Annotated in this window: 22 protein-coding genes and 1 pseudogene; 9 read left to right on the forward strand and 14 right to left on the reverse strand. The window is 40.0% G+C overall.

Annotated elements, in window-relative coordinates:
- Positions 1 to 17 precede the first annotated feature (17 nt).
- Complete coding sequence (locus IPP77_13085; protein MBL0310564.1) at positions 18 to 500, reverse strand: YkgJ family cysteine cluster protein; 483 nt, start codon at positions 498 to 500, stop codon at positions 18 to 20.
- Between the two features lie 101 nt (positions 501 to 601).
- On the opposite strand from IPP77_13085, the gene carA reads away from it, so the two are divergent.
- The 5 genes and pseudogenes from carA to IPP77_13110 all read left to right on the forward strand — a co-directional run bounded on the left by carA (position 602) and on the right by IPP77_13110 (position 5421).
- Positions 602 to 1711 carry a glutamine-hydrolyzing carbamoyl-phosphate synthase small subunit gene (carA, locus tag IPP77_13090; GenBank protein MBL0310565.1) on the forward strand — a complete coding sequence of 370 codons (1110 nt, stop codon included), beginning with the start codon at positions 602 to 604 and terminating at the stop codon, positions 1709 to 1711.
- Entirely contained in the window at positions 1712 to 2413 is a 702-nt protein-coding gene (locus tag IPP77_13095; GenBank protein ID MBL0310566.1) for a hypothetical protein, read from the forward strand. It begins immediately after the preceding gene.
- Between the two features lie 25 nt (positions 2414 to 2438).
- A pseudogene (gene eno / locus IPP77_13100) lies at positions 2439 to 3727 on the forward strand (phosphopyruvate hydratase).
- A gap of 152 nt (positions 3728 to 3879) precedes the next feature.
- A complete protein-coding gene (locus IPP77_13105; protein ID MBL0310567.1) occupies positions 3880 to 4803 on the forward strand; it encodes a DUF1295 domain-containing protein in 924 nt (307 codons plus the stop codon).
- Positions 4804 to 4833: 30 nt separating this feature from the next.
- Entirely contained in the window at positions 4834 to 5421 is a 588-nt protein-coding gene (locus IPP77_13110) for a carboxypeptidase-like regulatory domain-containing protein (protein ID MBL0310568.1), read from the forward strand.
- Here IPP77_13110 and IPP77_13115 read toward each other — a convergent pair whose 3' ends face one another.
- The 10 genes from IPP77_13115 to IPP77_13160 form a co-directional block, all read right to left on the reverse strand.
- On the reverse strand, positions 5422 to 6657 hold the full coding sequence (locus IPP77_13115; protein MBL0310569.1) for an ABC transporter permease: 1236 nt from the start codon (positions 6655 to 6657) through the stop codon (positions 5422 to 5424). It lies immediately after the preceding gene.
- Positions 6658 to 6857: 200 nt separating this feature from the next.
- Complete coding sequence (locus IPP77_13120) at positions 6858 to 7238, reverse strand: putative toxin-antitoxin system toxin component, PIN family (protein MBL0310570.1); 381 nt, start codon at positions 7236 to 7238, stop codon at positions 6858 to 6860.
- Between the two features lie 11 nt (positions 7239 to 7249).
- Complete coding sequence (locus tag IPP77_13125) at positions 7250 to 7462, reverse strand: hypothetical protein (protein ID MBL0310571.1); 213 nt, start codon at positions 7460 to 7462, stop codon at positions 7250 to 7252.
- A gap of 389 nt (positions 7463 to 7851) precedes the next feature.
- Positions 7852 to 8355 carry a hypothetical protein gene (locus tag IPP77_13130; protein MBL0310572.1) on the reverse strand — a complete coding sequence of 168 codons (504 nt, stop codon included), beginning with the start codon at positions 8353 to 8355 and terminating at the stop codon, positions 7852 to 7854.
- Complete coding sequence (locus IPP77_13135; protein MBL0310573.1) at positions 8352 to 9989, reverse strand: hypothetical protein; 1638 nt, start codon at positions 9987 to 9989, stop codon at positions 8352 to 8354. The genes IPP77_13130 and IPP77_13135 overlap by 4 nt, the downstream gene beginning before the upstream one ends.
- A complete protein-coding gene (locus tag IPP77_13140; protein ID MBL0310574.1) occupies positions 9982 to 10242 on the reverse strand; it encodes a hypothetical protein in 261 nt (86 codons plus the stop codon). The genes IPP77_13135 and IPP77_13140 overlap by 8 nt, the downstream gene beginning before the upstream one ends.
- 146 nt (positions 10243 to 10388) lie before the next feature.
- Positions 10389 to 10940 (reverse strand): DUF4407 domain-containing protein, encoded by a 552-nt coding sequence (locus IPP77_13145; GenBank protein MBL0310575.1) that lies wholly within the window; start codon positions 10938 to 10940, stop codon positions 10389 to 10391.
- A complete protein-coding gene (locus IPP77_13150; GenBank protein MBL0310576.1) occupies positions 10930 to 12228 on the reverse strand; it encodes a DUF4407 domain-containing protein in 1299 nt (432 codons plus the stop codon). The genes IPP77_13145 and IPP77_13150 overlap by 11 nt, the downstream gene beginning before the upstream one ends.
- On the reverse strand, positions 12225 to 12797 hold the full coding sequence (locus IPP77_13155; protein MBL0310577.1) for a hypothetical protein: 573 nt from the start codon (positions 12795 to 12797) through the stop codon (positions 12225 to 12227). Before IPP77_13155 ends, IPP77_13150 begins: the two co-directional genes overlap by 4 nt.
- Positions 12798 to 13008: 211 nt before the next feature.
- Entirely contained in the window at positions 13009 to 13551 is a 543-nt protein-coding gene (locus IPP77_13160) for a hypothetical protein (GenBank protein MBL0310578.1), read from the reverse strand.
- Between the two features lie 339 nt (positions 13552 to 13890).
- On the opposite strand from IPP77_13160, the gene IPP77_13165 reads away from it, so the two are divergent.
- The 3 genes from IPP77_13165 (at position 13891) to IPP77_13175 (ending at position 19176) form a co-directional block, all read left to right on the forward strand.
- The gene (locus IPP77_13165; protein ID MBL0310579.1) at positions 13891 to 14247 is read left to right on the forward strand and encodes a hypothetical protein; all 357 of its coding nucleotides are present in this window, start codon (positions 13891 to 13893) and stop codon (positions 14245 to 14247) included.
- Positions 14248 to 14364: 117 nt separating this feature from the next.
- Positions 14365 to 16560 carry an AAA family ATPase gene (locus IPP77_13170; protein ID MBL0310580.1) on the forward strand — a complete coding sequence of 732 codons (2196 nt, stop codon included), beginning with the start codon at positions 14365 to 14367 and terminating at the stop codon, positions 16558 to 16560.
- Positions 16561 to 16602: 42 nt separating this feature from the next.
- Positions 16603 to 19176, forward strand: coding sequence for a glycoside hydrolase family 3 C-terminal domain-containing protein (locus IPP77_13175; GenBank protein ID MBL0310581.1), 2574 nt, complete (start codon positions 16603 to 16605; stop codon positions 19174 to 19176).
- Between the two features lie 3 nt (positions 19177 to 19179).
- Here IPP77_13175 and IPP77_13180 read toward each other — a convergent pair whose 3' ends face one another.
- Positions 19180 to 19593 carry a hypothetical protein gene (locus IPP77_13180; GenBank protein MBL0310582.1) on the reverse strand — a complete coding sequence of 138 codons (414 nt, stop codon included), beginning with the start codon at positions 19591 to 19593 and terminating at the stop codon, positions 19180 to 19182.
- A gap of 174 nt (positions 19594 to 19767) precedes the next feature.
- The gene (locus IPP77_13185) at positions 19768 to 19947 is read right to left on the reverse strand and encodes a hypothetical protein (GenBank protein MBL0310583.1); all 180 of its coding nucleotides are present in this window, start codon (positions 19945 to 19947) and stop codon (positions 19768 to 19770) included.
- A gap of 195 nt (positions 19948 to 20142) precedes the next feature.
- Between IPP77_13185 and IPP77_13190 the strand changes: the two genes are divergently transcribed.
- Positions 20143 to 20547 (forward strand): hypothetical protein, encoded by a 405-nt coding sequence (locus tag IPP77_13190; GenBank protein MBL0310584.1) that lies wholly within the window; start codon positions 20143 to 20145, stop codon positions 20545 to 20547.
- A gap of 187 nt (positions 20548 to 20734) precedes the next feature.
- Here IPP77_13190 and IPP77_13195 read toward each other — a convergent pair whose 3' ends face one another.
- On the reverse strand, positions 20735 to 21142 hold the full coding sequence (locus IPP77_13195) for a hypothetical protein (protein ID MBL0310585.1): 408 nt from the start codon (positions 21140 to 21142) through the stop codon (positions 20735 to 20737).
- Positions 21143 to 21256 lie beyond the last annotated feature (114 nt).

Below are 21256 nucleotides of genomic sequence, written 5' to 3' on the forward strand. Positions count from 1 at the left end.
TCTTATCCATCTTTGTTTTAACAAACCTGCTTCAATCTTTCCAAAACATAATATACCGCCGGACAGGTCGTGGTGTTTTGAAGAGTCGTTTGAGGATATTTGAAAAAATCCCCTGAATCGGTGTAGGGGTATTTGCGACAGTCGCCGGGGCGAGCTTCGTAAATACTGCAATAGTTGTCGCTTCCCAAAAAAGGACAAGGGCTTTGTTTCACAACATAGTCTCCATCTTCATCCAAGCGGAGATATGTTTCAATCAACTTAGATTGCTTGATACCGAGAAAATCGGCTATACGCACAATATCGGGTGTTTTAAATCGGGGAGATATGGTTTTGCAGCAACCGGCACAATCCAGACAATTAATTTTTGAGAAAGCCTCTTCATGCAGTGGTGGCAGCAATTTTTCAACCCCTTTTGTTCGGCGGGATTTTTCAAGCAGACGCTTGTGCTCTTTCTTTTTTTTGAGGGCGTCTTGGCGCCAGTTATCGGTACTATGATTCATTTGATATTTAGGAGACTCTTTTTACGAAGTAATCCATTTTTCCATAAATCTCTCTACCATAGTCAAGACCTGCTATATTTGCCGCCCGAATAATCTATTCGATGTATAAGCCCTTCAATTCGATTCCTGCGATACTTGTTCTAGCGGACGGTACTATTTTTAAAGGTAATTCACTTGGTAAAATCGGAACTACCTCCGGCGAAATATGCTTCAATACAGGCATGACCGGCTATCAGGAGATTTTTACTGATCCTTCTTATTATGGTCAAATCATTATCATGACGAGCGACCATATTGGGAACTATGGTGTGATACCCAGTGAGGTGGAATCAAAAAGTGTAAAAATCTCCGGTTTAATCACCAAACGTTTTGCCGCGCAGGCATATTCAAGAACAATGGCTGAGGAATCGCTTCAGGATTATTTTGAGAAAAATAACCTGGTAGGCATCAGCGACATTGATACCCGTGCTTTAACCATTCATGTTCGCAAAAAAGGAGCGATGAACTGTATTATTAGTTCGGAAACAACCGACGTTGAGGTTCTGAAAAAGAAATTGGATCAAGCACCGGATATGGAGGGGCTTGACCTAGTTCTCGAAGTCTCCACTAAACAGCCTTATTTCTACGGAAACCCCGAATCGAAGTTGAAAGTAGCCGTGCTGGATTGCGGCATCAAAGAGAACATTCTGAGGTGCCTGACCGAACGGGGAGTTTATGCCCAAGTTTATCCCGCGAAAACATCATTCAAGGAGATGGAAAAGTTTAAGCCGGATGGCTATTTTATTTCCAATGGCCCGGGCGACCCTTCTGCAATGTCTTATGCGGTGACTACGGTTAAAGAAATTCAAACTGTCGGCAAACCTTTGTTCGGTATCTGTCTTGGTCACCAGCTATTAGCGCTGGCAAATGGCATTCCAACTTATAAAATGCACCACGGTCACCGGGGCATCAACCATCCGGTAAAGAATTTAATCACCAATCGAAGCGAAATCACTTCACAGAATCACGGTTTTGAAGTTTCGCGCGAAGCCATTGAAAAATCAAAAGAAGTAGAGATAACTCACGTGAACTTGAACGACAATACTGTAGAAGGTATTCGCATTAAAGGCAAGAAAGCATTCAGTGTTCAATATCATCCAGAAAGCTCTCCGGGTCCTCATGACTCCAGATATTTATTCGACCAGTTTATAGAAGACATGAACGCCAACTAAATGATGATTCGCTTTCATTATAGGCTCTCCATTTTCCATCTTCTGTTCTTCATTCTCTTTGTTTTTAACTCCTGTAATCAAAAAGGAAATCAAACACCGGAAGGAAATTTGGATTTGAAGGCTATAGCAAGCGATACAACGATGCAATTGGGCATGGAGAGTTCTTATGAATACGCCAAGTCCATAATCATTTCATCTAATTTGGTTTATGACATTCAGGCTTCAGGGAGTTTAGCCAAGGGAAATTATTATATCCTCCGAAGATCGTCTAATAATCAAAAGGATACTGTGGCGAGAGGCGCACGCGTAGGAAAAGTAGTAAACGTATTGACTGCTGATTTAAATAAGGACAACAATCCGGAAATATATATAGCACTCCAAAGTGCTGATAGCAGCAAACGTGGAAGCATTATCGCTTGGGAGTTTGATAAAGATGGAAAGGGAACATCCATAAAATCAGATCACATGTTCGCCGGCATGCCGGGATTTTATAAAGGAAAAGATACAATCTATATTGGGAGCTATGCAAATAATCAAACTGCCCTCATTATAGAATTTCCAGCTTATAAAAATACGGATTCATTCTGTTGTCCTACGGCAGGTCCCGTCAAAATTTTCTATCTGTATAATAAAAAAACCTTGTATCATAATGGAATAGCTGCCGCTGATTCCACCAAAAAATTTATGGGAATAAAGTTTTAGTAATCATCAAATCTTAAAATCAATTATGAGCCAAATTGCAAAAATACACGCACGCCAAGTCCTCGATTCCAGAGGCAACCCTACCGTTGAAGCAGATGTTTATACCTCTAGCGGAACATTGGGTAGAGCCATTGTTCCATCCGGTGCTTCTACCGGCAAACATGAAGCCGTAGAACTGCGCGATGGTGACAAGAAAAAATACATGGGCAAAGGAGTATTGAAAGCAGTAGATAACATCAATAATAAAATCTCCAATGAATTGCAGGGCATGGGTGTTTTTGAACAAAATGCCATTGACGAGATTATGATGCTGTTAGATGGCACCACCAACAAAAGTAAATTGGGCGCTAATGCCATACTCGCAGTTTCATTGGCTTGTGCCCGTGCTGCTGCTGATGAATTGGGCATGCCTTTATACCGTTATATCGGCGGAGTGAATGCCAATACCCTTCCCATTCCAATGATGAACATTCTGAATGGTGGAGCACATGCAGATAATAAAATTGATTTTCAGGAATTTATGGTGATGCCTGTTGGTGCCGATTCATTTAGTGAGGCACTGCGCATGGGGGTCGAAATATTTCACCATCTCAAATCTGTCTTGAAAAAGAAAGGCTATTCTACCAATGTGGGCGATGAAGGTGGATTTGCACCCGAAATTGGCAGCAATGAAGAAGCTATCGAAACGGTATTAAGTGCTATTGAAGCTGCGGGCTACAAACCTGGCAAAGACGTATTCATTGCGATGGATGCTGCTGCAACCGAGGTTTTACAACGAAAAAACAAAAGTTTATCACTTCCATAAATCCACTGGGAAAAAAAATGAAGAGCGATGAGATGGTGGACTATTGGGCCTCATGGTGCAAAAAGTATCCGATACTTTCTATCGAAGACGGAATGGCAGAGGACGATTGGAAAGGCTGGGAACTGCTCACCAAAAAACTCGGCGACAAAGTTCAACTGGTTGGTGATGATGTGTTTGTCACCAACGTTAACCGTTTGCAAAAAGGTATTGATACCGGTGTGGCCAATTCGATTTTGGTTAAAGTCAATCAAATCGGTACACTCACCGAAACTATCAATGCCGTCAACCTCGCTACCCGCAATTCATATACCTCTGTTATGAGTCATCGCAGCGGCGAATCAGAAGATACGACCATCGCTGATTTGGCGGTGGCGCTCAACTGTGGGCAAATCAAAACCGGTTCTGCTTCGCGGACCGATCGCATCGCTAAATACAATCAGTTGATTCGTATTGAAGAAGAACTTGGCCCCCTCGCTTACTATCCGGGCAGGAGTTTTAAGTTTTTATAAAAATACAATGAACCGCTGATTATCATTGTCTTGAATGATAAGGGATAATCCCAGTTTCAATTTGAATGAAAGGTTTAAACTTAAAGAGCAATCTTCATGGCTTTAATCATGATTTTTAATAACAATAATGAACCGCGAGGTTCAATTCTTTTATGATTCGAACCGCTGCTATTCTAATTACCACCCTGATCGTTTTACCGATCATCGCTTTCACCCTCGATACGCAAAGCCTCAGCGATTTACAATGGACTATGCTCCAAACCTCTGCCCTCATCGCTCTGATAGTGGCCTTTTCCTGCTTTGCTCTGGCCGAATGGACGGGCAATTGTAGCCAAGTGGATAAAATATGGAGTATCGTTCCGATGGTCTATGTCTGGTATTTTGCGTTTGCCTCCGGTTGGAATGATCGGATTATCCTCATGGCTTGCTGCGTCACTATTTGGGGGCTACGACTCACCTACAACTTTTCTCGTCATGGAGGCTACCGGTGGAGATTTTGGGAAGGTGAAGAAGACTATCGTTGGGAAGTGCTGCGCCAAAACCACTTGTTCAAAGGTCATACTTGGCGCTGGCGTTTATTTAACCTCTTCTTTATTTCACTTTATCAAAATACACTTATCTGGCTTTTCACCCTTCCGGCTATGATGGCCTATGTAGGAAAGGACAAGCCTTTAAACTGGTTCGATTGGCTTGTGGCAGTTCTGTTCGTGGGTTTTGTTGTGGTAGAAACTGTGGCCGACCAACAGCAATGGGATTTTCAGCAGCAAAAAAAGAAGCGTTTAAAGTCGGGAGAAAAACTGGATGGAGAATATGCAAATGGGTTTGTGAGTAGTGGTCTCTGGAGTTTAATGCGCCATCCTAACTATGCTTCAGAACAGGCGGTCTGGCTAATATTTTATCTATTTACGATTTCGGCAGGCGCGTTTTGGATGAACTGGAGTATGACTGGTAGTCTGCTATTATTGATTTTATTTCAATCCAGTTCTGATTTCAGCGAAACTATTTCAGCGTCTAAATACCCCGCCTACACAAATTATCAGAAAACCGTTTCCCGCTTTATACCAAAACTATGGTAACAGCGTTATCTTCGTTGCGCTTTCTAAGACATGTTGCTGCACAAACCGAGTAAATTATTTTTCCAAACCAGACCGCTCCTGCTCTCTGCCTTCTGTGTTTTCTGCTCGGTACTCTGCTATTCCCAATTAAACTACGACTTCACCGAGGGTAAATTTCTCATTAAAGGAAAGGTAGTGGACCTGCAGACCAAGGCACCTATCGCTATGACAAACGTTCGCATTAACGGTACCTCCAAAGGAACCACTTGCGATAATGACGGAGTTTTTGCCACCTACGTTTCAAAAACTGACACGCTTAAATTCTCTTCCACAGGTTATCTTTCTAAGGTCATGCACATGGAAGACGTGGACTCTACCAAATATTACATTCTGCAAATTGAACTGCTTCACGACTTCATCAAACTAAAGGAAGTTACTATCTACCCTTATCGCGACATGGACGAATTTAAAAAGGCTTTCATCGAAGCCAAAGATATGCAACGAGCGAGTATGTATGGTTTGACCCCACCCAAATACACCAACAACATTCCCAAACCTAAATTTTATAACCCGGTTTCTTTTTTATACGAACGACTGAAGAAGAAAAAACGCGCCGCCGACCCCGATTTCAAGCCTTAACTATTCATACCTCAATGCCTCTACCGGATCCAGTTCTGCAGCTTTGATTGCTGGATAGATTCCGGCTGCCAGCCCAACAATAAAAGTAAATGCCCATCCGCCTATCACCCACACATAAGGGAAGATAAATCCTGTTTTAAGAAAGGCACCGACGATATTCCCCATTCCAATCCCGAAAATAATCCCAATAATTCCACCGATTTGACAAATCAAAATGGCTTCGGTCAAAAACTGAATCCTAATGGTGCGTTTGGTGGCACCCAAGGCTTTACTGATTCCTATTTCGCGGGTTCTTTCGTTCACACTCACCAACATAATATTCATCAAACCAATTCCGGCGCCTATTAAAGTCAGAATGCCAATCACCACGGTGGCAATGGCTACATATTTCATCTGATCCAGAATCTGATCTGCCAAACGCTCGCTTTTTGAAATGTCAAAATCGTTTTGGTCATTCAGTCGTAAACGCCGCAGCGAGCGCAGCAAACCAGTAGCTTCGTCAATCGCCAAATCCAGATCTTCCGGCTTGTTGGTCATCACACTGATTTCATAGGAGGTAGCATTGTCGGGAAAACTCCATCGTGCATTTTGTACACTCACCATCACCTGATTATCGGTCGCCACCTGGCTCGCACCTTTCGATTCCAATATGCCGACCACTTTATATTTTTTACTTCCAATACTGACCAGACTTCCTACCACGGTATCGTAAGGCTCAAATATTTTAGTAATGACATCTCGCCCCAATAAAATCACGTCGGTTCCGCTTTCTATTTCTGTTTTAGAAAGGTTTCTTCCTTCGGCGATATTCTGACCTAACACCTTCAGATAATTTTCATCCACCGCCTGAACTTTCACATTGGGGTTGGTCTTCTTCGATTCATGCTTCACCACAGCGATATTATTCGCCTCGTCCCACACACTGACCGTAGCCGGAAAGTGAAAATTCTTTTTAAAGTCATTCGCCTGTTGTAGAGTGATAGGAGGGTTTTCAGATTTGCGGTTTCTTCTTGGGCCTCCACGGCGCTGAACAATCCCTGTGTTGTAGATAGAAAAAGTATTGGAGCCCATCTCCGAAAAGCTCGCCAGCATTTTCCCCTTAATCCCTTCGGTAGCGGTCAAAATACCAATCAAAGCCATGATGCCAAACACAATAATTGACAACGTGAGTACGGTGCGCAATTTGTTCGCCTGTATGGCGCGCAAGGCCAGCTTTATGTTTTCAGTGAGATTCATACTCCTTCCGCAAACTTATTTATTGTCGGTGATTCGGACTAATTTTTTGTAGGGGCTTTGGAAAACGGTTAAATAACGGTGCAGGGGTTGCAGTGTGCGCCTTGATTGGTGAATATTATTCTTTAGCAATAACGAAGGTTTATTTCCGCGTTGGATTTGGTTGGCTGTTAGTCCGGTGATGAAACTTGCTTTGAGAAATCTTATAAAGTCATTACACGCATAGGTGGGAATTCGTTTTGATTAAGCGCGAGTAACTTTCTGTCGTTTGAAACCAAGATGTCTGAATTAGATGAAAGATAAGTGTCGGCAAATTTATTGTCGTCCACGTCACCTTGTACTAAATGGAAAAAATAAAAAATATCGTAAAGAGAAGTGTTCTCGGCAGTAAGAATTGTCCCGAGAAGATTATGAGTTACCTCCGCTCCCCAAAATTGGTCAAACTTTTCCTCATATTCTAAAAGTATCTCTGTCGAAACGCAAAGCGTATAACGCTGATTTAGAAACGCATCAAAAACGTTCCTATAAGGGGAGAGTTTGCCAATGCAACTGATAAAACTGTTAGTGTCAAGAACGATTTTCACTATAAAGGTTTTTACTTATTCTCTTTGTCAAGCCATTGCTGATAGATGGAAGCAGTGTAATTACGGTTTGATTCCTCGCGTGTAATAGCTTGATCTAATTTACTACGGAAATAAAAATTAAGTAATGACTTTACTTCGCCTAGTTGCTTTTCGTCCGCGATGTAACGGAAGCTTTTAAGGAGTTCTAATTGCATTTGAGTGAGTTTGTCTGTTGTGCTAATCATAATGTAAGGTTTCTACGAAGATAAAACGTTTTTAAGAAATAAAAGCTGAGCTCTCTTTTTGTTTTTTTCCTTCCTTGACTCGTTCGGGCTTGTTTTTGATATACAAAGATACAAGTGTTTTGTATCGTTAATTGTTCCTTCATTCCCGTCTTAAATGGATGTCGCTAAGTTAACGGTTTTAGAGATTAAATCTGTCCTACTGTTCCTTCCTCATAGATGCCACGTATTTTTTCGGAATTTGCCTTCTTCGTTTAGCTTCGGGCTACATTTTGGCAACTATAAGCTGCCACCTTGCTTGAACGCTGGCGCGGCCTACGCTCAGTGGAGCACTGTGCGTTGCGAAGTGGAAATTTTTTAAGAGAGTATTTTTTGTGCGTTAGCTTTATTAATCAGTGATAAGTTGGCATTGTTGGATAGGGGATGAATTGGTCAAGCATTGGCGAAAGTCCTGCTTTAGCTGCAAATGTCAGAGCTAAAAGAATTCCGACAAATAAAATTGTAGCACCAAGATTATTGTTTGCTACTTCAATGAAAATGTTTTTTTCTTTTGATACAATGCCAAACATTATTGCGGATAGCCAAAGATTAACAAAGAGAACTAACAAAGCGATTCCTAAAAAAATACTGAAAAACATTATCTCTTTTAAAAGCAAATCGTTTCCTGTAAAACTGGAAGGCAAAACTTTTGTCATTGTCTGAAATGTGTTTATGATTTCACTTAAAAGCAAACCGCCACATAAAAACAAAATTGCTTTCAAGATGTCAATGCTAATTGGGTTTTCATTTTCGGAAACCTTGCCTTTGATTCTTGAATTAATAATAGAGTTGAAAATGAAAACAGTTAGTAAGCCACTTACTAAAACTACTACTAAAAGAATGATGTTTGTTGTCATATTTCTTGATTGTTTGAGATTAGATTTACATTCCAGAAACGCATATCAGATAACTCACGAGGGAAAAGCCCCGCTGCGATTCCTTGTTCGGTTGTTTCCCAAATTACATATCGTTTTCCGTTTATTGATTTTGCAATTCCATTAAATGGCAAGTTAATTCCTATTACTGAATGTTTATACAATTCACTCCCAAGCATTGCAACATCATAGTGGTAATGATTGAGAATTGTAAATAGCAACAAAGTTCTTGTGTCGCAATCACCTTCTAAACTTCCCATAAATTCTATTGGTGAAAGAAGTCCAAACTTTATGTAGCCCTCACATTTTCCGCCTTTGCCTAAATAGTCACGAATAAAATCGTCATTGTATTGTCTTGCATCGCAAGCATTATCTAAAATTAAAGTGTATGGTATATCTTGTATGCAAGAAGTAATCACTTGTGCAAATTGAACTTGGTTCAAACTGTTTTTCGTTTTCAATGAATCAAACATTGTGTAGATTCTTGATAATTTGTTTTTGTCAAAATTATAAATTCTTGAAATGATGTAATTGTATTGTGATGGGTCTTGAAGAGAGTTAGAAAGAGTATTTCTAAAACTGTTTGCACTTCTGAAATCAGAGACTCTTACTTCAAGGTCTCCACTGTAAGTGTTGTTGTCATAGTCATTCCAAATTCTGTGGTGTGAAATAATACTGTCACCTGCTACTTCTGGTTCAGGTTTCGTCTGTGTAACTTCTTTGCTGTCGTCTATTGCGTATGGTTTTCTTACTGTTGGGTGAATTGGATTTGTGAAAAGTGAAACGATTCCGAAAACGAATGATAAGATAAAAGCAAAACTGAATAAACGAATCAACCATTTCCAAACGAAAGCTAAAACTAGTTGGAACGCTGACAACAAATAAAAAATGCCTCCGATTATTAATAGTGGTAAAATAACTTTCCAGCCTGCTACAAAAATTGGAATGACTACAAGTAAAAGGGAAATGAGTCGAAGCAATCCAATTAAGATGCTCCAAATTGATAAACCTGTTCTTGGTTTGCCTTGATGTTTCCAATCTTCCCAATAGGTTGAATTGTCAGCGTAAAAATATTCCCACCGCTTGTAATCTCCGTTTACTTCTGTCTTTCCTGTTTGCTTTGTGGTTTTAATTTTAGTTGGAGCAATAACAACCGCTTCGGTTGTTATTGCTCCAACAACTTCAACCACGTGTTCTTCGGTATCGTAATGTTTTAAATATCCTGAAATGTCCCCAAAAATATCACCGAAAATTTTGTTGCCGTCATAGTGTTGATTTGAAAGTGTGTAGTTGCTTAACTTGGGTTCGTTAAGATTTATTTGAAAATGTTTTATACTCCCGCCTGTGTATGAAACTTCACAAGGCAAAGAATCGGGAAGTTTTGTTAGAAACTTTTCTACATCTATAAATTCTTCAAACTCGTCTCCTTCCTTCCAACTCCGAAAACTTGCTTTGTCTGTAAATATTTCTCCGCTTAAAACTTCAAGGTCATAAAAATTTTCGTGGCTTATGTCTGACTTCCGGTGGTCAAGGTAGCCAATAAATTTTCCTTTGAACTTTCCTTTTAAGTAGGTCCTCCGTTCAATTTGTTCTTGTATAGTTACATATTCAAGCATTATACATTTCCGCAATTAAATCATCTTCTTTCAAAAATTCTCTTCCGTCTTTTTTTCGGATGGTGTTAAATGGTGCATCAACAAAACATTCAGCGAATGTTTTGTTTGAGTTGTGATTCGTTTGAAACAAAATATTGTATTGAGATTTGAAGGAAGCATACTCTTGTTGAATGAGAGTCATTTCAATTTCTTTCTTGAAATCATAAAAGTTTGTTTGCTCTGCAAGAAAATATTTCAAGTAAGCTGGCATCATAAAAATTACAATACTGATAATTATAAAAAACCAACACGCTGGATATTTTGTATTGAGAATAAGAATACTTTGAAAATAGTAGTTGGAATGATTGACGAGAGTTTCCATTTTAGAAATCAGTTCGGCTTTTTGTTTCCCCTTTCTTTCTAAAAGTTGCTCGTATTGTTGAACTTGTCCTGTTGCAGTATTGCCGTAATGTTTTTCTGCTTTTCAATAATTGTTTTCAGTTGTTGCGTTTCAGCATCAAAATACTCTGATGTGATTACCGTATATTTTTGAATTTGTTCTTGCTTGTAGGTTGCAATCTCACTGCTCAATTGATTTGAAAACACAAGTGCCTCTAAAGGTTTTGAAACTATAATCGCAATGAAACAAATGAAACCTAATCTTATTCCTACTGAAAACATTCTTGCTCTTGCGTTTTGAATATGAGGCAAAACATTTTTTGTCAAAGTGTAGAGTAGGAGTAAGTAAATATTTGTAATCATCCACGAAAAGAAAATTGAAACTGGAATTCCTAAAATGTAATTTTGAAATAACATTTTGAAAGTGAAATAGCTACTCACGAAACACAAAACAAAAATACAAAGCACAAAACCGCCAATCGCTGCAAAGCGATTTTGTAGATCTTTACTGCATCTACTTATGATGCTGTAATCGTCACCGGATAAAGTGCAAAGCGACTTTCTAAGATTCATTTTTTTCTGTGTTGTTTTCTTGAACTTTTATAAACTGTTCGGGATTTGCATCAATTTTCTTTTTCATTTCTTCTCGGTATTTTGAAATTGCATACTCCGTTAATTCTTCTTGAACTTTTTGCAATGACTTTTTCTCTGCTATCAATTTCTCTTTATGCAAGTGAGTTATCAAATCTCTCTCTTGTCCTTCTTTATCTTTGTGATAATTGTAATCAATATATATTCCCTGTTCTGCTTTCATTAGTTCTTCTACATTGTCCTTTAAAAAATCGTAGGGAGATTTAACCAACATCAACTTGAAAAATATTGGAGTGAGTTCAATTGACATAAAAAGCAAAGTGATAAAAAGCGAAATCCAAAAGCCCGCAATTTTGTGAGAAAGTTTTATTCGTTCTAATAAGCCGTCAAGTCCTGCTGAAACTATTGAAGCATTCTGAATTTGGTTTTGTTTTTGGTCTTCAAACTTTTTCAAATTTTCATATCCCTCCTTAATTAAGGGGATGTTTTTTTCTCTAACTAAATTTACTTCATTAAGAGCTCTATCAACACTTCCTTTAATATTATTTGCTTTATCCTTAAAACCTCCATCCTGTCCTTCTGCTATCCATTTTCTTTCTAAATCAGAATGAATTAATTCTTTTCCTTGAATTTCACTTTCCCATTTTTCAATTTTTTTCTTTCCATTTTCAATTCTTCCCATATAGATAGAATCAATTTGAGAAAGATATTGTCTTTGCTTTTCCATTTGTGCTTGGTGAAGTTCAACATCAATTTCTGTTTTGAACATTCTAATCTCAACTGGTTTTGAAATTGTAAGAGCAATGATTGCTCCTAATACCATTCTCGGAATTGCTCCTTTGAATTCTTCCCAAGTGATTGCCTCTGTTCCGTCACCTTTGCCTGTGCTTGAAACAATAAACCTGTCAAGGTTAAAAATCATTAGTCCCCAGAAACAGCCGAATACAATTGAGATTATTGTTGTGAAAATTAATTTCCAATTAATTACTAATTCTTCCATAGCTTGTTTATTAACTACTTTCTGAATATAATAGCAATAGCTTTCACTTTCAAGTGCCGAACCTCTTGGGGAAAATATTGTGAATAGAGCATATCCTCCTGCTAAGGCAGCCATTAAACCAGTGGCAACAATGATTCCACCTAAACACATATACTTGATTTGGTCGGAGTATGTGGCTCTTTCTAAAATATATCTGTCTCCACCTGATGCACTCCAGAGGAAACGCATTATTGGAGTTGATTGCGGGGTTGTGTAAAAATCTCTTTTCATGATTGTGTAATTTTTAATGGTTCATATTTATTTAGGTCAAAAGAATCAAATTCAAAAGTGATGTTTTCAAAATTGGTCTCTAATTTTGAGTTAGAAAATTGGCAGTCTAGATTTTCTCTGTTATAAGGAACGGCAAAAGCAATTGGCAAAGTAGAATCAGTATAAAACTTATTCAGCAAATTTATTTTTGCACCATTAAAGAAAACAGTTTCCGTTTTTCTTTTCGCAATTCCGTAAAAGCAAATTTGAATTGGCTTTGTAATGTCAGCTAGTTTAAATCTTATTCCTGTTAGACTTCCTTTAATTGTTCCAATACCTGCAACCCTAATTTTGTGGCAACCTTTTACTTTCCAAAACAACTCAACTTCGTTACCTTGAATTACAACCCTGTCATAAAGCCAAACACTTTTCACTCGAAGCGTTTTAATAAGTATCAAGTTTTTCAAAAGCAACAGAAAGCATTGGGCTGAAAGCCCAATACTTTTTGTTATTCTTTTTATTTGTCTTGTTATTTTATTTTTCATTCTCAAATCATGCGTTGGCAGTTGCAATGTCTGTTCGTTTGTCATTGTCCATAGTTTGTCAAATGTCTGGTTTTAGAACGATAGTTTCAATTTAGCACTATCCTCAAATGGTTGCAGCTTACGTTTTGGCGCTTGGCGAAGTAGTAGATTTCGAAGCACTAAACTGTCTACCAGCACTGAATCTGCCTGATGCGGGCACGAACGTTCGTTTAAGCGCTGAACCCGCCTTTTTGCCAAAGGTCTGTTATGAGAGGTATTATCCTTTCTCATTATCCCTGCTTTCATAATGTTTTAATAAATCTGCAATTATAATAGCAGGCGCTTCTTGTTCTATTACAAGTCTTTGAAAGGCAGAATAAATGTCTTTTGAAGTATTAAAATGTCGATCTAATTGCCTATAAATCTCTTCACTATATAAAAGTGGAATTCGTAAATCTCTTTTCTGATGATATTCAACGTATTGACTATTTACGTTTATAACTACAACTCCATTGTTTAATAGGTTGTTGAAATGGGATGATAGTATAAATAAATCGGTTGTTAAATCATTAGGGAATCCCTCTACTATTTTTACTCTACAATGAAAGCTTCCTTCATATATCATGTAATAGAATGTTCCTGCTTTTTCATTACTAATTTCGAATATGGTTTCAATATATTTTTCTTTTTCATAAACTCCAGATTTCCATTCTGCAGCCGAGTGAAGTTTTTTTAATTCTTCCCAGACTATTTCTTCCTGTTTTTTGAAACTTAATGATAAGCGATAAATTCTTTGGAGGTACGATATAATCTTGTTCATGGTTTTATTCATTTCTCATAACTTGATTTTGCCCCCATCTTTTTCCCCGAAAAGAGGCGCAGGTATCTTTCCAAAGCAAATTTATAATTTTTATAAATCGAGGTCATCTAATCGGCTCTTTATTTCGCTTATTTCCTTGTTGCATAAGTAGATATGTATCATCGTTATTTTCGGACTATCGTAGCATGGAGCAGAGCGCTTACGGAAAACTTTGTCATCTCATCAAAAATAATGGTTCCCTTAACTTATGCCAAACATCTGTGATAGATTGGCCGAAGGCAAGTATGTTTTTAGCCTATTTCAGATTTCCCATCAAACATAAAGGTAAATATCAATAACATGCCATTTATTCGTGTTTTTCTGTTAATTCGTGGATTATCCAAAGATTTCCAGACTCATTCTGTCACAGAAATAGGCAAAACCGCGACGGAAATAGGGAAGTCCGTGACGAAAATATGGAAGTCTGTCATGAACTTAGGGAAGTCCACCCTAGAAATACCTAAGTCCGTAGCAGAAATAGGTAAGTCTGTCACGGAAATAGGGAAGTTTGCGACAGAAATACCTAAACTTAAGACAGAAATAGGGAAATCCGCCACGGAAACAGGTAAGTCTGTCGCAGGAATAGGTAAGTCTGCCACAAAAACAGGCAAGCGGGTGGTGAGAATACTTCAAAATCTGGATGAATTATATCACTAATATTTGGTTATAGACATGAATGATTTGAGTCCTGTATTTAGTCCTTTTCTAATCTGTTTTGGCGTATGGTGACTGGACTTTATAAATTAGGCAACGTATTTTATTTTTAGGGCCACGATGCAAAATCCAGAATTTCAAATTGCCGAACAATTCGCGCTTCAAACCAACCGTTCTTTTTTCCTCACCGGAAAAGCGGGTACCGGTAAGACCACCCTGCTGAAGCAGATTGCCGCGAAGACTTCCAAGAACATTGCCATTGTGGCTCCCACCGGTGTGGCAGCGATTAATGCCGGAGGGGTGACGATTCATTCCATGTTCAGCCTGCCGCTCACCTCCTTTATCCCCACTAACGATTCGGTGGATTTGAATTTAGTGACCAACCGGAGAAGACTTCTGGATAATCACATGAAGTTTCGCAAAGAAAAAGTAAAGGTGTTGCGCGAACTAGAGCTGCTCATCATGGATGAAGTGAGCATGGTGCGCGCCGACATTCTTGATGCGATAGATTTCACGCTGCGAACAGTGCGCCGGAACCCCGAACCATTTGGTGGCCTACAGGTGATGTTGATAGGCGACATGCACCAGTTGCCACCGGTAGTGAAAGACAACGAATGGGCAATCTTGAAGCAATATTATTCCGCACCCTATTTCTTCAATTCGCAGGTTTGGGACAAACTGGACGCCATGCAGATTGAGTTGAAACAAATTTATCGCCAGAGCGACCGGAAGTTTTTGAGTCTGCTCCAGAATATCCGCGACCAGCGAATGGAGGAGGATGATTACGAACAACTGAAGGAGCGTTATCAACCCAACTTCAAACCCACCGAAGAAGGATATATTCTGTTGAGCACGCACAATAAGAAAGCCGACAGCGTGAACCAACAGGAGTTAGGAAACCTGATGGGACGAACTCATCTGTTTGAAGCAAAGGTTACCGGTGAGTTTCCCGACAATATGTTTCCCTGCGAACGGGTATTGCAGTTAAAGGAAGGAGCGCAGGTTATGTTCATCCGAAATGATGTGGAGACCGGTAAATATTTTAACGGTAAGCTGGCAGTAGTGAAGAATATAGAAGGCGAAAACATCACCGTTACCTTTAATGATAATCAAGAAGAATTTACGCTGCATCGCGAAACATGGGAAAACATCAGCTACTCCGTTGAAAATGGTACCGACAAAATCAAAGAAGATGAACTGGGAACTTTCAGCCAGTTTCCCCTACGCCTCGCTTGGGCAATCACCATCCACAAAAGCCAGGGACTTACTTTTGATAAGGTAATTATTGATGCCGGTCATTCATTTGCTGCCGGTCAGGTTTATGTAGCCTTGAGCCGCTGCCGAACACTGGAAGGCATTGTGCTTCATTCGCTTATTTCGCAGAATGCTTTGCACGGTGATGAACGAATCAGTTCGTTCACCGATTCGCATCATTCTACCCATGAGTTGGAAAATACGCTTCAGGTAGCGAAGGCGGAATATGCCCATTACTTGCTCAAAAGACTTTTCACATTCATAAAACTATCCGACAAAATTTCGGAATGGAGAGAGTTAGTGATGGAGAAAGACATTCCGGATAAAGAAGCTGCACTTAGTTTGTACGAAAAGATTTTTGGGGAGATTGACGCGATTCAATCTACCGCTCGAAAATTTCAAATGCAATTAGAGCGCCTGCTTGACGCATACAATAAAAACCCGCGCACCATTGAAGAATTAAAGCTCCGTTGTTCCAAAGCCATTGAATATTTCACCGATCATATTTTCGATAAACTCATTCTACCGCTGAATGAGCATATCAAAGAACTGGCATACAAAAGTAAAGTCAAGAAATATGTACATCACGTGCAAGCCTTAGAAGTCAATTTCTGGAATAAACTGAATCATTTGTACGATGCAGTTTTTATGGATGAGCAACTTTATGAAGGACCCAGAAAGCACAGCCGCGAACAAATAGCGCAAGTGGTCAGTTCTGTCACCTCCGGCAAAAAGGAAACGGGCGGCACTTATAAAGATACGCTCGCGTTGCATAAGCAAGGTAAAAGTGCTGACGAAATCGCCGCTATGCGTGGTTTATCTCCTGCTACTATCAAAGGGCATTTCGCGAAGTGGATAGAAGCTGGCGACATCAATCTTTATGATGTATTGCCTTCTTCCAAAATTGAACTGATTGAAAAGACCATGGGGGACACGATCCCCGAAACGATGGGCGGTATCAAATCGCAATTGGGCGACGATGTGGAGTTTTCTGAAATAAAAATGGTTATCAGTCATAGAATCTGGAAGGCTAAGGAGAAAGCTAGTAAACAATCCTCCTGATTTCCAGAAATAAATACCTTCAAGAAACTAAAACCCCATATCATGAAAACATATCTCCTCTTGTCCTATCTGGTCGCATCTGTTTTTTGTCAGGCGCAATCAAGTTATAAATACCTTAATCCTGATGCGCCGGTAGTGGAGCGGGTGAATGATTTGGTATCGCGCATGACGTTGGAACAAAAAGTCGCACAACTGCTTTATCACGCACCGGCTATTGACAGTTTGAAAGTACCGGAATATAATTGGTGGAACGAAGGCTTGCATGGCGTAGCGCGCAACGGACTCGCTACTTCTTTTCCGCAAGCCATTGGGTTAGCTGCCACTTGGGATAAAAATTTGATGCACCGTGTGGCAACAGCTATCTCTGATGAAGCACGCGCAAAGTTTAACATCGCCGTATCGAAAGGTCAGCGTCTTCGCTATCAGGGATTGACTTTCTGGTCGCCGAATATCAATATCTTCCGAGATCCGCGCTGGGGGCGGGGTATGGAAACTTATGGCGAAGACCCCTACCTGACCGGACAAATGGCTGTTCAATTCATTCGTGGTTTGCAAGGGGATGATCCAAAGTATTTTAAAACGATTGCTACTGCAAAGCATTATGCGGTGCACAGTGGCCCGGAGTCTGAGCGGCACACTTTCAACGCTGAGGTATCAGAATATGATTTGCGCGAAACCTATTTGCCGGCTTTCAAAATGAGTGTGGAAGATGCCCAGGTACATTCGCTGATGTGCGCCTACAACAGTGTACGCGGGAAACCTTGTTGCAGCAATGATCCCTTGCTCGATTCTATTTTGCGCAAAGAGTGGGGTTTCAAGGGATATGTAGTTTCAGACTGCGGTGCAATTAATGATATATGGGGAGGGCACAAACAGGCGAAGGATGCGGCAGAGGCTTCGGCATTGGCCGTGAAGGCCGGTACTGATTTGGATTGTGGCAGACAATATTTCAAATTGGTAGATGCCGTCAAAAGAGGATTGATTAAAGAATCAGAGATTGATGTTTCGGTCAAGCGTTTGTTTGAAGCGCGCATTCGTCTGGGCATGTTTGACCCTGATGATAAGATTCCTTTTTCTAAACTCGGAGAGAAGGAGGTAGATTCAAAAGCTCATCGTATTTTAGCCGAGGAGGCTGCGCTTAAATCCATCGTGCTGTTGAAGAACGAAAAGAATACACTGCCCTTAAAGAAGGATATAAAAACCATCGCCGTCATTGGCCCCAATGCCAATGATGAACATTGTTTGTTAGCGAACTATAACGGCTTCCCCACCTCTGTCTCCACGCCTTTAGAAGGAATCAAAAACAAGGTATCTTCAAATACGAAGGTTTTGTATGAAACCGGTTGCGAAGTAGCGCCCGGTGTGCCCTATGTAGAACCGGTGAACGTAGATTATTTGTTTACGACAGCGGATAAAAAGGTGAAAGGATTGAAAGCCGAATACTTCTCTAACCAAGAGGCCAAAGGTGAACCGGTAAAATCAAAAGTGGATACGGAGATAGATGTGATGGCTGCGGATATGAAAGGTGATTTCTCTGTGCGTTGGACGGGTGTTTTAGTGCCGCCACTTTCAGGAAAATATTATCTCGGTTGCCGCGGAGGAAATGATTTCGATTTATTTCTTGATGATTCCTTGCTTGTAACAGACGGCAATGATCCCGACAATGATTTCTCGCTCAAACAGGTGAGTTTGGAAAAGGGCAAGGCATATCATATCAAGGTGCTGGTGGGAGTTAATGCACCTCGTTCTCCTTTTGTGTTACTCTGGTCGCTGCCCGATATGGAACGCGAAAAGAGGGCACTCGAAGCAGTAAGGCAAGCCGATGTAGTGGTTTTCTGCGGAGGACTGTCGCCGAGATTGGAAGGGGAGGAGATGGATGTGGAAGTACCCGGCTTCAGCGGTGGCGACCGGATAGCGTTGGAACTTCCTTCTACTCAGGAAGACCTGATAAAGAAAATCGTGGCCACCGGTAAACCGGTGGTACTGGTGCTGGTGAACGGAAGCGCAGTGAGCATTAACTGGGAGAAGGCCAACATCTCCGCAATTGTAGAAAGCTGGTATGGCGGACAGGCATCCGGCACTGCGCTGGCCGATGTATTGTTCGGAGATTATAATCCGGCAGGGCGCCTACCGGTCACCTTCTATAAGAACGCAGCACAGCTTCCCGACTTTCATGATTATAATATGAAGGGAAAGACCTACCGCTATTTTGATGGCGAGGCGCTCTATCCTTTTGGATATGGACTGAGCTACACTAGTTTTATATACAGCCCCCTAGCCCCCAAAGGGGGAACGATAACAGCTTCTAAACCCGTTGCCAAAATCTCCGTGAATGTAAAGAACACTGGAACTCGCGATGGAGAGGAAGTAGTGCAGCTTTATGTAAAAGGGAAAGGCACTGCAGTAGGCGAAGCCGTTAAAACACTGAAAGGTTTTGAGCGTGTAGCGATTAAAGCCGGAGAAACCAAAACCGTTTCTTTTGATGTATCGGCGCAGACGCTTGCTTCATTTAAAAAAGGGAAAGGTTTTACAACTGATAAAGGCGAATACGCTTTACTCATCGGCTCGTCTTCTGCGGATAAGGATTTGAAGGAGGTGAAGGTGGGGGTGGAGTAGCAATTATACTTTTACTACTTGGCCTTCACCATACGAAAGCAGATAATGATGGTGTAGGTTTCTATATCTTGTAATAAACTCCCTCTCAATATTCAAAAGTTGAAAACTGAAATATTGTAGCATAAAGACACAATCAATGGCGACCATAAATAGTTCTAAGTCGTGTTCAACTTCTCTTACCATAAACTTTCGGGAAACTTCTGAATAATGCTCGTATTGAGAGAACATTCGATAAAGATTATACGCTGTTGGAATATATTCACCAAGGTCACTACTTTCCGTTGCCTCCTTCATATTTAATATCGTTGGTGCCTTAATCTTGTCCTTAATTCCACCGGCTGGTTCAAATTTCAAAGGGAAGTGAATCTTTAAAAACTTATCTACTTCTTCTCGGGATTCTGGAGGTGAAGTTTTCATATTATTTTCTAACCATGAATAAAATGTATGATTGAGTCTGTCATATTCTATTTTAAATTTTGCTTCGTCTTTGCGAAAATCATATAGATAAATGAAGGTTATAAAATCTAACACACCTACTCTAAGCTGGATTGTTAGAGAAAGTTTGAATCGTTTTTGGTTTAAAAATTCATCCTAAAGTAAACGAGAAGCTTTGAGACAGCAATGTGCCCTGATTGCAAAATCATAAAAAACCAGTTGTTGAGTGGGCACCTCAGGTATTTTTTTATTTAATGAATCTAAAATTTCTGAAGAAAGTTTTATAGCTTCCTTTATAAAATTATTTCCAATCGCCCAACTTTTCTGCACGTCCATTCAGCAAATTAAAAGTTTTCCTCGATGAATTAGTGCACAACATAATCCTCCCCATTTCCAACAAAAATCAGCGCAGTTGCGGCAGATTGATTATCGGTGGGTGAGACACCAACCGATAGTGAAATCTTAATTTCCTTTTGGGGATTTCGCAATTTCCTCCCATTTTAGCTTCCTGATTCTTACATTTAGAAAAATATGGCCAGTAAAAACGTTTTTAAGCTTAGTCCGGTTCATGAAGTGATAAATGATTTTTGTGAGCAACAGGAAAGGTCAATCAAAACTTATCAGGAATCCTATAAGCTAATCGAGAGTTTTGAAGCCACGCTCCGCTCATTGACAGACACAAAAAATTTAGACCTCCTGCTGAAAGAAAGTGCTGTTTATTTCCAAAAAATGGATGCGGTTTATCGGGAAATGGGTATTTATTTCAATGAATTCATCCTCTTCTATTATTCATTTCGCGAAGTAGCCAAGGATAATGAGGCAGTAGCAAACGAGTTTAGGAAATTGCCGAAGGACTTTACACCTATTCAGGAACAATTCAATCTGCTGTTAAAGGGTTATGAAAGGAGTCTTGGCGAGTTTGGAAAATTACTTTGATAGAAGATTATACCCTCCGAAACATTTCCTTGGACAAAAAGCACTCGCCCTTGCTCGTGTTTAGTTTCCAAAAGATGAACTAAACGCCAACAAAGGCAGAAGTCCTGAAACGGAAAATTTGCATCAAAGAATCAGAATTGTGTAGAAAAATAATTTGATTTGAGTGTTACGTTTGTAATCGCCTCTCTCACAAACGATTATCAACAATAATCCCCCGATTCTTAATCAATTTCCCCGCTATATCAATCAAATCAGCCGCTATATCGGTTAAGTCTTTCTCTATCTTAATCATATCTGTGGCTATCTTGATTATATCATTTGCTATATCAATCACAACCGTGGTTATCTTAATCATAAGAGCGGCTAATTCAATCAAAACATCGGCATTCTTAATCAAATCTTCCGCTATTGTGATCAAAGCAGCCGCTATATCGGTCAAACAGGCAGCTTTTCTAATCAAAACCTCCGCTGTTTTAATCAAAAGAGCGGCTGTATCAATCGGGATAGGAAGTGTTTTTTGGGTAACGAAAGAAAGGTCAACTTTCGAAGCCTGATTGATGACTCGCTTGAAGTTATAAGCTGCCGCTGCCAACATCACATTTATTTGGTCTCTCGCTCTTGCTGGTGTTTAGTTTTCCAAAATAATATCGGAGCAAACGTCACCAGCAAGAAGAGGCTGACATCATTCTCTCTACTTTGATGTTCTTGT

This window comes from Bacteroidota bacterium (assembly GCA_016722375.1).
Classification (GTDB): domain Bacteria; phylum Bacteroidota; class Bacteroidia; order Chitinophagales; family LD1; genus Bog-950.

Bases quoted from the DNA above. Each gene is read 5' to 3' on its own strand.
- IPP77_13085 (MBL0310564.1), bottom strand. From the start codon at position 500: ATGAATCATAGTACCGATAACTGGCGCCAAGACGCCCTCAAAAAAAAG.
- carA (MBL0310565.1), top strand. From the start codon at position 602: ATGTATAAGCCCTTCAATTCGATTCCTGCGATACTTGTTCTAGCGGAC.
- IPP77_13095 (MBL0310566.1), top strand. From the start codon at position 1,712: ATGATGATTCGCTTTCATTATAGGCTCTCCATTTTCCATCTTCTGTTC.
- IPP77_13105 (MBL0310567.1), top strand. From the start codon at position 3,880: ATGATTCGAACCGCTGCTATTCTAATTACCACCCTGATCGTTTTACCG.
- IPP77_13110 (MBL0310568.1), top strand. From the start codon at position 4,834: ATGTTGCTGCACAAACCGAGTAAATTATTTTTCCAAACCAGACCGCTC.
- IPP77_13115 (MBL0310569.1), bottom strand. From the start codon at position 6,657: ATGAATCTCACTGAAAACATAAAGCTGGCCTTGCGCGCCATACAGGCG.
- IPP77_13125 (MBL0310571.1), bottom strand. From the start codon at position 7,462: ATGATTAGCACAACAGACAAACTCACTCAAATGCAATTAGAACTCCTT.
- IPP77_13130 (MBL0310572.1), bottom strand. From the start codon at position 8,355: ATGACAACAAACATCATTCTTTTAGTAGTAGTTTTAGTAAGTGGCTTA.
- IPP77_13135 (MBL0310573.1), bottom strand. From the start codon at position 9,989: ATGCTTGAATATGTAACTATACAAGAACAAATTGAACGGAGGACCTAC.
- IPP77_13140 (MBL0310574.1), bottom strand. From the start codon at position 10,242: ATGATGCCAGCTTACTTGAAATATTTTCTTGCAGAGCAAACAAACTTT.
- IPP77_13145 (MBL0310575.1), bottom strand. From the start codon at position 10,940: ATGAATCTTAGAAAGTCGCTTTGCACTTTATCCGGTGACGATTACAGC.
- IPP77_13150 (MBL0310576.1), bottom strand. From the start codon at position 12,228: ATGAAAAGAGATTTTTACACAACCCCGCAATCAACTCCAATAATGCGT.
- IPP77_13155 (MBL0310577.1), bottom strand. From the start codon at position 12,797: ATGACAAACGAACAGACATTGCAACTGCCAACGCATGATTTGAGAATG.
- IPP77_13160 (MBL0310578.1), bottom strand. From the start codon at position 13,551: ATGAACAAGATTATATCGTACCTCCAAAGAATTTATCGCTTATCATTA.
- IPP77_13165 (MBL0310579.1), top strand. From the start codon at position 13,891: ATGCCATTTATTCGTGTTTTTCTGTTAATTCGTGGATTATCCAAAGAT.
- IPP77_13170 (MBL0310580.1), top strand. From the start codon at position 14,365: ATGCAAAATCCAGAATTTCAAATTGCCGAACAATTCGCGCTTCAAACC.
- IPP77_13175 (MBL0310581.1), top strand. From the start codon at position 16,603: ATGAAAACATATCTCCTCTTGTCCTATCTGGTCGCATCTGTTTTTTGT.
- IPP77_13180 (MBL0310582.1), bottom strand. From the start codon at position 19,593: ATGAAAACTTCACCTCCAGAATCCCGAGAAGAAGTAGATAAGTTTTTA.
- IPP77_13185 (MBL0310583.1), bottom strand. From the start codon at position 19,947: ATGGACGTGCAGAAAAGTTGGGCGATTGGAAATAATTTTATAAAGGAA.
- IPP77_13190 (MBL0310584.1), top strand. From the start codon at position 20,143: ATGGCCAGTAAAAACGTTTTTAAGCTTAGTCCGGTTCATGAAGTGATA.
- IPP77_13195 (MBL0310585.1), bottom strand. From the start codon at position 21,142: ATGTTGGCAGCGGCAGCTTATAACTTCAAGCGAGTCATCAATCAGGCT.